The sequence below is a fragment of the Sulfitobacter sp. M05 genome, from assembly GCF_029285175.1.
Classification (GTDB): Bacteria; Pseudomonadota; Alphaproteobacteria; order Rhodobacterales; family Rhodobacteraceae; genus Sulfitobacter.
The window spans coordinates 1,335,412-1,349,094 of record NZ_JABEDH010000001.1 but is presented as its reverse complement, the minus strand read 5'-3'; the positions used below and the strand labels follow the sequence as shown (position 1 = coordinate 1,349,094).

12 protein-coding genes are annotated in these 13,683 nt (G+C 58.0%); 9 read left to right on the top strand and 3 right to left on the bottom strand.

What is annotated here, in order from left to right; translation table 11 throughout:
• Positions 1 to 43 precede the first annotated feature (43 nt).
• Positions 44 to 829 carry a hypothetical protein gene (locus tag HKX44_RS06745; RefSeq protein WP_276150509.1) on the bottom strand — a complete coding sequence of 262 codons (786 nt, stop codon included), beginning with the start codon at positions 827 to 829 and terminating at the stop codon, positions 44 to 46.
• Between the two features lie 789 nt (positions 830 to 1,618).
• Here HKX44_RS06745 and mraZ point away from each other — a divergent pair.
• The 7 genes from mraZ to mraY are packed head-to-tail and all read left to right on the top strand — an operon-like array spanning position 1,619 to position 9,310.
• The gene (gene mraZ, locus HKX44_RS06740) at positions 1,619 to 2,122 is read left to right on the top strand and encodes a division/cell wall cluster transcriptional repressor MraZ (RefSeq protein WP_276150508.1); all 504 of its coding nucleotides are present in this window, start codon (positions 1,619 to 1,621) and stop codon (positions 2,120 to 2,122) included.
• 5 nt (positions 2,123 to 2,127) lie between these two features.
• Positions 2,128 to 3,120 carry a 16S rRNA (cytosine(1402)-N(4))-methyltransferase RsmH gene (gene rsmH, locus HKX44_RS06735; RefSeq protein ID WP_276150507.1) on the top strand — a complete coding sequence of 331 codons (993 nt, stop codon included), beginning with the start codon at positions 2,128 to 2,130 and terminating at the stop codon, positions 3,118 to 3,120.
• Between the two features lie 2 nt (positions 3,121 to 3,122).
• Entirely contained in the window at positions 3,123 to 3,479 is a 357-nt protein-coding gene (locus tag HKX44_RS06730) for a cell division protein FtsL (RefSeq protein WP_276150506.1), read from the top strand.
• Positions 3,476 to 5,266: a penicillin-binding protein 2 gene (locus HKX44_RS06725; protein ID WP_276150505.1), complete on the top strand. Its 1,791-nt coding sequence runs from the start codon at positions 3,476 to 3,478 to the stop codon at positions 5,264 to 5,266. Before HKX44_RS06730 ends, HKX44_RS06725 begins: the two co-directional genes overlap by 4 nt.
• Positions 5,267 to 5,280: 14 nt before the next feature.
• Positions 5,281 to 6,762, top strand: coding sequence for a UDP-N-acetylmuramoyl-L-alanyl-D-glutamate--2,6-diaminopimelate ligase (locus HKX44_RS06720; protein WP_276150504.1), 1,482 nt, complete (start codon positions 5,281 to 5,283; stop codon positions 6,760 to 6,762).
• Positions 6,759 to 8,186 carry a UDP-N-acetylmuramoyl-tripeptide--D-alanyl-D-alanine ligase gene (gene murF, locus HKX44_RS06715; protein WP_276150503.1) on the top strand — a complete coding sequence of 476 codons (1,428 nt, stop codon included), beginning with the start codon at positions 6,759 to 6,761 and terminating at the stop codon, positions 8,184 to 8,186. The genes HKX44_RS06720 and murF overlap by 4 nt, the downstream gene beginning before the upstream one ends.
• A 41-nt stretch (positions 8,187 to 8,227) precedes the next feature.
• The gene (gene mraY, locus HKX44_RS06710) at positions 8,228 to 9,310 is read left to right on the top strand and encodes a phospho-N-acetylmuramoyl-pentapeptide-transferase (RefSeq protein ID WP_276150502.1); all 1,083 of its coding nucleotides are present in this window, start codon (positions 8,228 to 8,230) and stop codon (positions 9,308 to 9,310) included.
• 112 nt (positions 9,311 to 9,422) lie between these two features.
• Here the strand turns inward: mraY and HKX44_RS06705 are convergent, their stop codons facing one another.
• Positions 9,423 to 10,334 (bottom strand): glutaminase, encoded by a 912-nt coding sequence (locus HKX44_RS06705; RefSeq protein WP_276150501.1) that lies wholly within the window; start codon positions 10,332 to 10,334, stop codon positions 9,423 to 9,425.
• 73 nt (positions 10,335 to 10,407) lie between these two features.
• Between HKX44_RS06705 and murD the strand changes: the two genes are divergently transcribed.
• Positions 10,408 to 11,808: a UDP-N-acetylmuramoyl-L-alanine--D-glutamate ligase gene (murD, locus tag HKX44_RS06700; protein ID WP_276150500.1), complete on the top strand. Its 1,401-nt coding sequence runs from the start codon at positions 10,408 to 10,410 to the stop codon at positions 11,806 to 11,808.
• Here murD and HKX44_RS06695 read toward each other — a convergent pair.
• Complete coding sequence (locus HKX44_RS06695) at positions 11,795 to 12,973, bottom strand: NAD(P)/FAD-dependent oxidoreductase (protein ID WP_276150499.1); 1,179 nt, start codon at positions 12,971 to 12,973, stop codon at positions 11,795 to 11,797. The genes murD and HKX44_RS06695 overlap by 14 nt on opposite strands.
• 115 nt (positions 12,974 to 13,088) lie before the next feature.
• Here HKX44_RS06695 and HKX44_RS06690 point away from each other — a divergent pair, with 115 nt between their 5' ends.
• A complete protein-coding gene (locus tag HKX44_RS06690; RefSeq protein WP_276150498.1) occupies positions 13,089 to 13,616 on the top strand; it encodes a redoxin domain-containing protein in 528 nt (175 codons plus the stop codon).
• Positions 13,617 to 13,683: the final 67 nt, after the last annotated feature.

Genomic DNA, 13,683 nt, shown 5'->3' with positions numbered 1-13,683 from the left:
ATGTTCTTTGGGGTGTCGCCGTGTCGCCGGCTTTTGGCACCGGCTATTGCCCCAAAGACCGGCCTTCGACCAGATGCCCGTAAAGGGTGGTTAGCATTGAGACAAAGACCAGACCTTCGAGCATGTAAACGAATGTCTGCACCAGTACGCCGGTAAGGCCCGTATCTGGCAGAAGGTTGCTGGTGATCAAATACATGCAGGTATCCAGCCCCGATAGCAAAAGGGCGACCCCCCAAAGTGCAGCAGCGGCTGGTTTGGTTTCATCCCAGCTTTGGCCGAGAGACATCGGATGACCTAGGGCTGCGGCTGGCAATACCAGGCTAAGCCGCATTGCAATCCAGACAAGGGCAATGCCCAATGCGAAGGTCAGCACGGTCGCAGTTGCTCCGCTTGGATCGCCAGTTAAGGAAGCGCCGGCCAAAATGCCTAGAATGAGGGCGGCCGGAATGCTTGCAATAATCTGCACCAGCCCCAAAACGATTGCACGCCAGACATAGCTAAGGAAGATGCGGCGGTCTGGACGTAGGTTTTCCCGGTTATCCGCTCCGTTCAAAAGGACATGGCGGTGCCAGAGTATCGCCATCAGCGCATATCCCATGAGGCCGATAAGACCAAACACCAGAAAGCTGAACACGGCATTGGGGGTGGGGATATACTGAAGGTCGCCTCCCACCTGCATCGAGGTTACCAGATCGCCGGCCAGCATTGTAATGGCCCAGCTGCACCCCAGCACGACAAGGATTGCAGGTAAAATGACGCGCAGCGTTGTTGAAGGCTCATGGATCAGCATGCGCAGGGCGTGGGCCAGAATAGCCAGTGCAGTGTTCATAATCGTCTCCGAAGAAATACAAATGTGTTTTGGCGACTTGTCAGCAAAGAAGCAAGCTTGGGCGGGGTATTGGGTGCGGCGCGAAGCTGTTGTGGGAAATCATGGGACGGCGTACGGGAAACCATGGGAAAGACCGGCGCAACGGCCAGCCTTGCCCACGGGGCTGAGTGAATTCCGAATCACTTTTCCGGAAAAACGCCTATGTTTTGAGTGAAAATACCGTTTGACTTGAGAACAAGTCGAGAACATAAGCTGTGGATAAGTCTGTGTGCATAATTTTCTGGGATTTAATGGGACACTATGGAGAAGGTTAGCGTTTTTCTATATGTTGTGTTTTTCGAAATGCTGCCATCTATATAGGATACAAATCTGCCGTGATCTACTGCGGTGTGCTGATATTCTTTCCTGTGTAGAACCAAAATCTCAGTATATCTTCCGAAATTTATATAGACGCCCATGAATTCCCACGGTATCCCTATTGTATCGGATGAGAACGGGACTTCGGGGCAGCAAACGACCCCAAATAAAAACAAAACCTAGCAGGTTTCATACAGGCACCTCGCTTTCATCAGACCAAGAGATCCGGCGCGCGAGCGAGCAGACATCCCCCCAGGTGGCGCGCGCAGTCGGACTTCCCCGCAAGGCGGGACAGGGACGGCGGGTTGATCAGTGGCAGCAGATCAGACCCGCCGTTTCCGCATCTAACACATTGGTTTTCCGCGCGGGGTGCGGCGGGCCGGGGCGCAAAGAAGCCAAGGCGCGCAAGCGCGTATATAGGAACGTAATACAGTGAGCCGCAGGTTCAGAGGCGAAAGCCACCACAAGGTCGATACGAAGGGGCGGGTGTCTATCCCAGCCTCTTTTCGGCGTGTGCTGGAGGCGGGCGATCCGAACTGGAAAAGCGGCGAAAACCCCGAGCTGGTCATTGTCTATGGGGATCACCGCCGCAATTACCTTGAATGCTATACAATGAACGCGATTGACGAGGTGGACGCCAAGATCGACGCCCTGCCGCGTGGCAGCATGGAGCGCAAGATGTTGCAGCGCCTGTTCCACGGTCAGTCCTTTCCGACGAATGTCGACGAAACCGGCCGCCTGGTGCTGCCTGCCAAGCTGCGTCAGAAAATTGATCTGGAGAACGAGGCATTCTTTATTGCCGCCGGTGATACCTTCCAGATTTGGAAAACCGAGACCTACGACACGGTAGAACGTGCAAAAGAACAGGAATGGCTGGACGATCTGCCAGAGGATTTTGATCCGATGGCGTTCCTTGACGGCCCTTCAGGGGAATAAAGACAATGGCTGCTGCGGCCTCTTCAGATACACCTTCCTCTCCCCATACACCGGTTTTGTTGCGCCCCATTCTTGAGGCTGTGGCCCCTGTTGAGGGTGTCTGGTTGGATGGGACGTTTGGGGCGGGCGGCTATACCCGTGGCTTTCTGGATGCCGGGGCGTCAAAGGTTATAGCCGTGGACCGCGATCCGCTTGCCTTTGAGATGGCCGCTGGTTGGGCCGGAGAATATGGTGAGCGGTTGGTGATGCAGGCGGGTGTGTTCTCCAAACTGGATGAATATGCGTCTGATTTGGATGGTGTTGTGCTGGACCTTGGCGTTTCGTCCATGCAGCTGGATCAGGCCGAGCGCGGATTTTCCTTCATGCGTGACGGTCCGCTGGACATGCGGATGTCACAAGATGGGCCTTCCGCGGCGGATATCGTCAATGAGGCCGATGAAGAGGTTATCGCCAACATCCTGTTTCAATACGGCGAGGAACGCGCAAGCCGGCGGATTGCTGCGGCGATTGTGCGGGCCCGCAATGAGGCACCGATCACCTCGACGTTAAAACTGGCTAAGTTGGTCGAGGGGTGTTTGCCGCGCTCCAAACCCGGCCAAAGTCACCCGGCGACACGCAGTTTTCAGGGGCTGCGTATTGCGGTGAATAACGAATATGGTGAGCTGTTTCAGGGGCTTATGGCCGCAGAACGGGCGTTAAAGCCCGGTGGGCAATTGGCAGTGGTGACGTTCCATTCTGTCGAGGACCGGATGGTGAAACGCTTTCTTACGGCGCGGGCAGGGACGGGCGGGAATGCCAATCGTTTTGCCCCCGAAGAGGTGCGCGCCGCACCACAATTCATCGTCAAGAAGCGCAAGGCCATCGGGCCGGATGCACAAGAACTAGAAGAAAACCCGCGCAGCCGTTCGGCAAAGCTGCGGGTGGCCATCAGAACCGATGCGCCCTCGGGCGAGATTGACGCAAAAACCGTGGGAATGCCCATGGTTAAGGGGCTGTAGAGATGCGCGCGATCCTTCATATTTTGACGACAATTGCGGTGATTGGTCTTGCCTTCTGGGCTTACCGCGAGAATTACGCGACCCAGCAAGCGCTGAGCGAGGCGGATAAGTTGCACGCAAGTATCCGCGCGGCCCATGCGCGTCTGGCTGTCCTCAAGGCCGAATGGGCCTATCAGAACCGCCCCGACCGTTTGCGCGATCTGGCGGAAATCAACTTTGAGCGTCTGGGCCTCTTGCCGCTGCACCCGGACCAGTTCGGTCAGGTTGACGAGGTACCGTACCCGCCTGCACCGCTGTTGCCGATCACCAATCCTGTAGATGTTTCCAGTGCCGCTGCCAAAGACGAGGCTCCGTTATGATCCGCACCCCGCTACGCCCGCTGGCACGTATTCTGGACGCCCGTCAAAAAGGTGAAAACCCGGACGCGATTGAGAATGAAAACAAACGTATCCGCCACGAACAGATGCGCGATAAGGCACGGATGCGCGCCGAGGGGCGTTTGTTGGTTCTGGGGGTGTTCTTCTTTTGCGCTTTTGGTGTTGTTGGTGCCCGAATGGGGATGTTGGCCAGCACTGATCCGGTTGAACCGCGTGCCCATGCGCCTGGGGCTGTAATCTCGGCCAGCCGTGCTGACATTGTTGACCGTCATGGCAACTTGCTGGCGACAAATTTCGACACTCACGCGCTTTATGCACAACCCAAACATATGGTTGATCCGGTGATGGCGGCCAAGGGGCTGGTTAAGGTGTTTCCCGATCTGAACGAAGAGCGGTTGATCAAGGATTTCACCGGTAAGCGCAAGTTCTTGTGGATCAAAAAGAAAATCAGCCCGGAACAAAAGCAGGCCGTGCATGATATTGGTGATCCGGGCCTGTTGTTTGCGCCGCGTGATATGCGTCTCTATCCCAACGGAACGCTGGCGGCCCATGTTATGGGCGGCGCGTCATTTGGCAAAGAGGGGGTACATGCCGCCGAGGTGATCGGGGTTGCCGGTGTCGAGAAGTATTTCGACGATTATCTGCGTGATCCTGCCAATGCCGGCAAGCCGCTGGAGCTATCGCTGGACCTGACAGTGCAGGCCGCCGCCGAGCGGGTGCTGTGGGGGGGGATGAAGTTGATGAATGCCAAAGGTGCCACAAGTGTGCTGATGGATGTGAAAACCGGCGAGGTGATCTCGGTGGTTTCCCTGCCAACGTTTGACCCCAACAACCGCCCACGCCCCGCAGTTGAGGGGGACGCCTCTGACAGCCCGCTGTTCAACCGTGCGGTTCAGGGGGTTTATGAACTAGGGTCTGTGTTCAAGATCTTCGCAGCGACGCAAGCGATGGAACTGGGTTTGGTAAGTGCTGAAACGGTGATTGAAACCAAAGGTCCGCTGAAGGTTGGCGGGTTCAGGATCGGCGAATTTCAGGGCAAGAACTATGGTGCCTTGTCGGTAACGGACATCATCGTCAAATCGTCGAACCGGGGCACCGGTCGGATGGCCTTGCAGATCGGACCAAAGCGGCAGCAAGAATTCCTCAAAAGCCTTGGATTTTTTGAGGCGACACCCTTCGAGATTGTCGAGGCCGCAGGGGGCAAACCCTTGTTGCCCAAAAAGTGGACGGATTTATCCGCAGTCACGATCTCTTATGGTCACGGGCTATCGACATCACCGATGCATCTGGCCGCAGGCTATGCGGCAATTGCCAATGGCGGATACAAGGTTACGCCGACCCTCATTAAACAGGTCAACCCGAAACAGGGGCCGCGCGTCATGTCGGAACGGGCGGCGCGCGATGGTCGCATGATGCTGCGCAAGGTTGTGGCTAAGGGCACGGCCAGTTTTGCCCGGGTGCCGGGGTATTTTGTTGGTGGCAAGACCGGCACTGCAGACAAGCCCAAGCCCCGCGGCGGGTATTACAAGAAAAAGACACTGGCGACCTTTGCGTCGATCTTCCCGTCACATGATCCGAAATATGTGTTGATCGTCACGTTGGACGAACCCTCTGAAAATTCTGGTGACAAGCCGCGCCGCACCGCCGGCTGGACGGCTGTGCCTGTCGCTGCCGAGATGATCCGCCGCGTGGCACCTTTGCTGGGGCTCAGACCCGCTGTTGAACCTGTGAAAACCTCTATGGTAACGCTGACCAGCAGCAGCAACTGATAGAAGATTTCACCATGAGCCGTTCAAGTGTTTCGCTTTCTTCCCTTGGACTTACGGCACGTGGGGGGGCGAATCCTGACATTACCGGACTGGCTGTCGACAACCGCGATGTCAAAGCCGGCTATTTGTTCGCGGCTTTGCCCGGCACTCATGTGCATGGGGCGAAATTCGTTCTTGATGCGTTGAAACGTGGTGCTGCGGCTGTTTTGACCGACAAAGAAGGTGCGTTGTTGGCGGGTGTCGAGCTTGGTGTTTCAGATGCTGCGCTGGTCGTGACAGATGCCCCGCGCGAGGTCCTTTCGCGCACGGCGGCTCTTTGGTCGGGGGGGCAGCCCAATACAATGGTGGCGGTGACGGGCACCAATGGCAAAACATCCGTTTCGACCTTTGTGCGCCAGATCTGGATTGAGATGGGGCTGGCGGCGGTCAACCTTGGCACTACAGGAGTAGAAGGCGCATGGGCTGCACCGCTGGCCCATACCACGCCCGAACCGATTACCCTACACAGGGCACTTGCGGATGCGGCGGCAAACGGCATCACCCATGCGGCGATGGAGGCGTCCTCGCATGGGTTGGACCAGCGCCGCCTTGATGGTGTGACCCTGAAGGCGGCAGGGTTCACCAACTTCACGCAGGACCATCTGGATTATCACGAAACATTCGACGCTTATTTCGACGCCAAGGCAGGGCTGTTTTCCCGTGTGCTGCCCGAGGACGGTACAGCAGTGATCAACATCGACGATCCCAAAGGGGTCGAGATGGCGGCGATTGCGCGCGCGCGCGGCTGTGCGGTTATCACAGTGGGCCGCGATGGCGGAGATTTACAACTGACCGGCCAGAGGTTTGATGCAACGGGGCAGGACTTGCGGTTTTCATGGGGCGGTAAGGATTATCAGAAACGGCTTGAACTGATCGGCGGTTTTCAGGCGGAAAATGTGCTGCTGGCCTGTGGGCTGGTGATTGCCTGCGGGGCCGATGCGGCGGATGTATTTGATACCTTGCCCCATCTGACAACCGTGCGGGGCCGGATGCAACTGGCCGCAACACGTGACAATGGGGCAGCGGTGTTTGTCGATTACGCCCATACGCCGGATGCCATTGCCACCGCACTTAAGGCCATGCGCCCGCATGTGATGGGCCGTCTGGTGGCGATTGTCGGGGCAGGCGGGGACCGCGATGCAACCAAGCGGCCCTTGATGGGGGCGGCGGCGGCAGAACATGCGGATCTGGTGATTGTGACCGATGACAACCCGCGCTCGGAAGATCCGGCGGTGATCCGCGCGGCGGTCCTGCTGGGGGCATCGGATGCCACCGAAGTAGGGGACCGCGCCGAGGCGATTCTGCGCGGGGTGGATGCGATTGGTCCCGGCGATGCCTTGCTGATTGCGGGCAAGGGGCATGAGACGGGGCAGACCGTTGGCGATGATGTGCTGCCCTTTGATGATGTGGAACAGGCAAGTGTGGCGGTGGCCGCCCTTGATGGGAGATTGGCATGACTCTTTGGACAAGCGCACAAGCCGAGGCTGCAACTGGAGGCCGTGCTATAGGCACATGGAGCTGTGATGGTGTGTCGATTGACACCCGCACGATTGAACAGGGCGATTTGTTTGTGGCGCTTAAGGATGTGCGTGATGGCCATGAATTTGTGGCGCAAGCGCTTGAAAAAGGGGCGGGGGCGGCTTTGGTGTCGCGCGTGCCCGAGGGGGTGGCGGAAGATGCGCCTTTGCTGATTGTCGAGGATGTGTTGGCGGGGCTTGAAGCACTGGGGCGCGCCGGGCGGGCACGGACAGGCGCAAAGGTGGCGGCAGTCACCGGCAGCGTTGGTAAAACGTCGACCAAAGAGATGCTGCTTGCTATGCTGGGCGACCAGGGACGCACCCATGCATCGGTGGCCAGTTATAATAACCACTGGGGGGTGCCGCTGACTTTGGCGCGGATGCCGCAGGACACGGAATATGCGGTGATCGAAATCGGCATGAATCACCCGGGCGAGATTGCGCCCTTGGCCAAAATGGCGCGCCCCGATGTGGCGATGGTGACCACAGTGGCGGCGGCGCATCTGGAAGCTTTCGACAATGTGGCGCAGATAGCTGTCGAAAAAGCAGCGATATTCGAAGGCGTTCCTGTGGGTGGCGTCGCTGTGATCAACGCCGATATTGAACATGCGGCAATCCTGATGGCCAAGGCGGTGGATTGCAAACTGCACGAGATCGAATTTGGCACCCACGGGTTCCAGTTCAAGTTGAAGGAGGTCAGCGTTCAGGCCGATGCCACCGTTGTACAGGCTGATGCCGACGGCACGCCGTTGTTGTTCAAGATTGCCACGCCGGGACGGCATTTTGCGATGAACGGGTTAGGGGCTTTGGCCGTGGTACAGGCGCTTGGGGCCGATATGGCGCTGGCGGCGCAATCGCTGGGGCGCTGGACGCCGTTTCAGGGGCGTGGTGTGCGCGAGGTGATCACGCTTGATCCCGTTGAAACCCATCTGACGCTGTCGCTGATTGATGACAGTTACAACGCCAACCCCACCTCCATGGCGGCATCACTTGAGGTATTGGCGGCCAGTGCGGTTACCCATGACATCGGGCGGGTCAGCAAAGGACGCCGGATCGCTTTCTTGGGGGATATGAAAGAGTTGGGAGATGATGCTATCGCGCTGCATGCGGGGTTGGCGCATCTGGAGGCGACCCAATCGCTGGACGTTGTGCATTGTGTTGGGCCGTTGATGCGGTCGCTTTATGATCTGCTGCCGGAACACCAGCGCGGCGATTGGACCGAGACATCGATAGAGATGTTAACTGGCTTGCGGCAAAAGCTGGACAGCGGAGATGTGGTGTTGGCCAAAGGATCGTTGTCGATGAAACTGGGGGCGATTGTTGACGCCATCCGGAAAATGGGCCATCGGACGGATGGTATGTAAGTGGACTTGTTCCCACAAGATGATGATAAGGTGTGCATTGAATGCTCTATTGGTTGACTCTACTGTCGGATGGCGGCGATTTCTTTAACCTGTTTCGCTACATCACGTTTCGCGCCGGTGGGGCCTTTCTGACGGCACTGGTTTTCGGGTTCATCTTTGGTCGTCCCTTGATCGCAGTGCTGCGCCGCAAGCAGGGCAAGGGCCAGCCGATCCGCGATGACGGTCCCGAGGGGCATTTTGTTAAGGCCGGCACACCCACCATGGGGGGGCTGCTGATCGTCGGGGCCTTGTTGACATCGACCTTGTTTTGGGCGCGGCTGGACAATCCGTTTGTCTGGCTGGTGCTGTTTGTCACCATGAGTTTCGCTGCCATCGGGTTTGCCGATGATTATGCCAAAGTCAGCAAGCAAAATACCGCAGGTGTGTCTTCTAAGGTGCGGATTTTGCTGGGCTTATTGATTTCCATCATCGCTGCGGTCTGGGCCAGCATGTATCACCCTGAGGGGCTTCAGTATCGGCTTGCCATGCCGGTTTTCAAAGACACATTGATTAATATGGGGGTCTTCTTTGTGCCCTTTGCGGTGATCGTTATTGTTGGGGCGGCCAATGCGGTCAACCTGACCGACGGTTTGGACGGGTTGGCGATTATGCCAGTGATGATTGCTGCCGCAACGCTGGGGGTGATTGCCTATGTTGTGGGCCGGGTCGATTTCACCGAGGGTCTGGGGCTGCATTATGTGCCAGGAACCGGTGAGATGTTGGTCTTTACCATGGGGTTGATTGGTGGTGGTCTGGGCTTTCTTTGGTATAACGCGCCGCCAGCGGCAGTGTTTATGGGCGATACCGGATCATTGGCTTTGGGGGGCGCGCTGGGGGCCATTGCGGTGGCAGCCAAGCATGAGATCGTCTTTGCCGTTGTGGGCGGTGTCTTTGTCGCTGAGGCTTTGTCAGTGATGATACAGGTGTTGTATTTTAAGCGCACAGGCAAGCGGGTGTTTCTGATGGCACCGATCCATCACCACTATGAGAAAAAGGGCTGGGCCGAGCCACAGATCGTGATCCGGTTCTGGATCATTTCGCTGATCCTTGCGATGATCGGGCTTGCCACGCTGAAGGTACGCTAGGCCCGACTTTGGTTCAGCAGTACCGCGCCTGGGCCAATGGTGCGGGCGGGGCCAGCCTTGTCTTTGAGTTTAAGGGCAAGATGAAGATGGGCGCGATGCGGGCGGCAGGTCCTTAGAAGATTGACCAGTTCATTTGACGGGCGAGGGTGGCAAGTGCTTCGGTGCCTTTGTGGCTGTTTCCATAGCGGTTCAGCCCGGGGGACCAGACGGCGATAGAGGCCTTGCCCGGCACAATGGCCAGAATGCCGCCGCCGACGCCGGATTTGCCCGGAATGCCGACGCGGTAGGCGAAATCGCCTGATCCGTCATAATGTCCGCAGGTCAGCATTAGGGCGTTCAGGCGGCGCACGCGTGCGGTGGAAATTAGTTTCGGCATGTTGGCGGCCCCCATCAGGAAACGGCCGGATTGGGCCAGTTGGGTGGTGGTCATTTCCAGCGCGCAATGGTGGAAATAGGTGCCAAGTGTCATATCAGGCGGGTTTTTTAGACTATCGAAAGACGCCAGAAAATGCGCCAGCGCAAAGTTGCGGTGCCCATGTTGGGTTTCTGATGCGGCGACGGCTTCGTTGATGTGGATGTCTTCGGAACCGGCAGCAGTGCGGATGAATTGCACGATTTCGGCCAGCGCGTCACGGGGGGCGCGACCGGCAAGCACCTCATCTGTGGTGACAATGGCACCGGCGTTGATGAAGGGATTACGCGGGCGGCCCTGTTCGCGCTCCAGCTGGACGATGGAGTTGAAGGCGCTGCCCGAGGGTTCGCGTCCCACGCGGCTCCAGAGTTGATCGCCCGAACGGCCCAAAGCGATGGCAAGGGTGAAGACCTTGGTGATGGATTGCACGGAAAAGCGGGTGTCGCAGTCACCGGCGCTGTAAACCGCGCCGTCCGCTGTGATCACTGTGATGGCGAATTGGGCGGGGTTGATACCGGCCAATTCGGGAATGTAATTGGCGGGGGTGCCCCAGTTGTCATCTGCGCGCATCGTGGTGTTCAGATTGCGCAAAAGAGTGGGAAGGTCGGCCATGGTGCAGGCTCCGGCTTGTGAAGGACGCGCAATGGCATCATGGTGCAGCAACAAGGCTAACAGGGGTAAGATGATGATTCCAGTGCAAGGTTTGGCGGGCAGCCGGGTGGCGGTTTTGGGTCTGGGGCGCTCTGGTCTGTCGGCGGCAATTGCGTTGCGGGCGGGTGGGGCGCAGCCTGTGTGTTGGGACGATAATCCGGCAGCACGGGAAAGAGCCGAAGCCGAAGGATTTGACTGTCGGGAGTTGAAATCACCGCAGGCATTTGACGGCATTGCGCGTCTCATTGTTTCGCCGGGTATCCCGCATCTTTATCCCGCGCCTAACCCAGTGGTGGGCTATGCCTTGGAGGCCGGTGTGCCGGTGGACAATGACATAGGGTTATTTTTCCAAAGCTTCGCCACCCGGGATTGGGACAATTTTGAAACCAGCCCGCGGGTTGTGGCCGTCACCGGATCGAACGGTAAATCGACGACCTCAGCATTGATCCACCATATTCTGGAGCATGTGCAGCGGCCCTGCCAGTTGGCGGGAAACATCGGGCGCGGGGTGCTGGATCTGGATCCTGCGGTGGATGGCGAGGTGGTGGTCCTTGAACTGTCGTCCTATCAGACCGACCTTGCACGTAACCTGACGCCGCATGTTGCGGTGTTCACCAACCTTAGCCCTGATCATCTGGATCGACATCACGGCATGGGCGGGTATTTCGCGGCCAAGCGCCGGTTGTTTGCCGAGGGTGGACCTGATCGGGCAGTCATTGGTGTCGATGAGCAGGAGGGGCGGTTTCTGGCCGGGCAGTTGAGCGAGGGACCGGCGGATGATCGGGTGATCCGTGTTTCGGTTGACCGCAAGTTGACGGGCCCGGGGTGGCAGGTGTTTGCGCGCAAGGGGTTCTTGTCTGAGTACCGCAAGGGCAAGCAGGTTGCGTCGATTGATCTGCGCGCTGTCGCCGGGCTGCCGGGGGCGCATAACCACCAGAATGCCTGCGCGGCCTATGCGGCCTGTCGGACGCTGGGACTGGCCCCGAAAGTGATCGAGCTGGCGTTTCATTCTTTTGGTGGTCTGCCACATCGCAGTCAGACCATTGCCGAAGCAGGTGGCGTGCGGTTTGTGAATGACAGTAAGGCAACGAATGTTGATTCAGCGGCCAAGGCCTTGGCTGCGTTTAAAAATATCCGCTGGATTTGTGGCGGGTTGGAGAAGGAAGGCGGGCTGGAAGGGCTGGCAGAGGCCAGTGTGTCTGTGCGCAAGGCCTATGTGATCGGGCGCGAGGCGGCCAGGTTTGCCATGCAGTTAAATGTCGAGGCCGAAGTCTGCGGTACGATGGAGGCTGCGGTGGCGCAGGCGAGCGCGGAAGCGGAAGACGGTGATGTTGTCTTGCTGGCACCCGCAGCGGCGAGTTTTGATCAATACGACAGTTTCGAGCGGCGCGGGGAGGATTTCATCGCGCAGGTACAGGTGGTTATTGGCCGCTGATCGCCCGTGCGGCGGCCATGCCCGAAGACCACGCCCATTGAAAATTGAACCCGCCCAGCCAGCCGGTGACGTCAACCGCTTCACCGATGAAATACAAGCCATCAACGTCTTTTGACATCATCGTTTTCGACGATAGCGTGTCGGTGTCAATGCCGCCAAGGGTGACTTCGGCGGTGCGGTATCCTTCGGTGCCGCCGGGGATGATCTGCCATGCGGCAAGCGTGTCGGTGAGTTCAGTCAGCCGGGTGTCGGACCAATCGGCAAGATTGCCGGTCAGGTCGAATTCTGTGGCAAGGTGCTCAACCAATCGGGCGGGCAGGTGGTGGGCCAGTTCGGTGGTAAAATTCTTGCGTCCCGAAGTCTGGCGCTGGGCCCGCAATTTCTCCAACATGTCGTTGGCGGGAATAAGGTTCAGGGTGATTGCCTCGCCCTCGTGCCAATAGGAGGAAGCTTGCAGCACCGCAGGGCCGGACAGCCCGCGGTGGGTAAACAGCAGAGCCTCTTCAAAGGTGGTGCCGCCTGCGGTGATTTTTGCAGGTGTGGCCGTGCCGGAGATGCCAGCGAAACGACCGTTTTCAAAGGTAAAGGGCACAAGACCGGCGCGGGTGGCGGTCACGGGAATGTTGAACTGGCGGGCGACGTCATAGGCAAAACCGGTGGCACCCATCTTGGGGATGGATTTTCCACCGGTGGCGATGACAAGGTTAGATGTCTGAATTTGCGATTTTTTATCAGCCTGTTGAAGTGCGATTTTAAAGTGATTTCCTGTCTTTTGGATGCCAGTGACGCTGGTGTTCAGGCGTAGATCAACATCCGCGTCCTCCATCAACCGGCGCAGCATTGCGACGATCTCTTTGGCGGAAGTGTCACAGAACAACTGGCCGAGTGTCTTTTCGTGCCAAGCAATACCATGGGCATCGACCAGCGCGATGAAATCCCATTGGGTATAGCGGGCCAGTGCGGATTTCGCGAAATGCGGGTTGCCCGACAGGAAGTTCTCCGGACCGCAGTACATATTCGTGAAATTGCAGCGCCCGCCGCCGGAAATGCGGATTTTTTCACCCGGCGTTTTGGCGTGATCCACCACCAGCACACGCCCCTTGGCATGGGCGGCGCACATCATGCCAGCGGCACCGGCACCTATGATAACCGTATCGAATTCCATGCCCCTCGCTTTTCACGCCATGGCGAGGCGGTCAAGTTGCTGTGAACAACCTTGCTGCTGGGCGGGTGGGCTGTCACCTTCGGCTTCAATTGGACACAAGCACGAAGGAATGAATATGACAGGATTGGCCGCAGGTAGCCGCTTTCCCACACAAAAGGTCGCACAATTGGGCGGCGGAACCCTGACGCTGGGTGTGCCGCAAGGCGGGCAGGATTGGCAGCTTGTCGTGGTGTATCGCGGATTGCATTGCCCGATTTGCAAAACCTATCTGGCCAAGCTGGATGGTTTGGTGAGCGATTTCAACGATCTGGGGGTCGATGTTGTTGTCGTTTCCGGCGATCCCGAACCCAAGGCGCAGACGATGGTGGACGAAAAAGAACTGACGCTGAACATGGGATACGGGCTGGATATCGCCCAGATGCAGGCGCTTGGGCTCTATATCTCGGACCCGCGCAGCGCGCAGGAAACCGACCGGCCCTTCCCGGAGCCGGGGCTTTTTGTGATCAACGACAAAGGTGATATCCAGATCATCGACATTTCGAATGCGCCCTTCGCGCGGCCCGAACTGGAGAGTATCAAAAATGGGATCAAATTTATCCGGGCAAATGGTTATCCAATTCGCGGAACCCACGTGACAGCCTAAGGACGGGGCAAATCTTGCGCCGCAGGCGATGGTTTGCGGCGGAAACCCCCTAGCTTGTGGGGCGAAA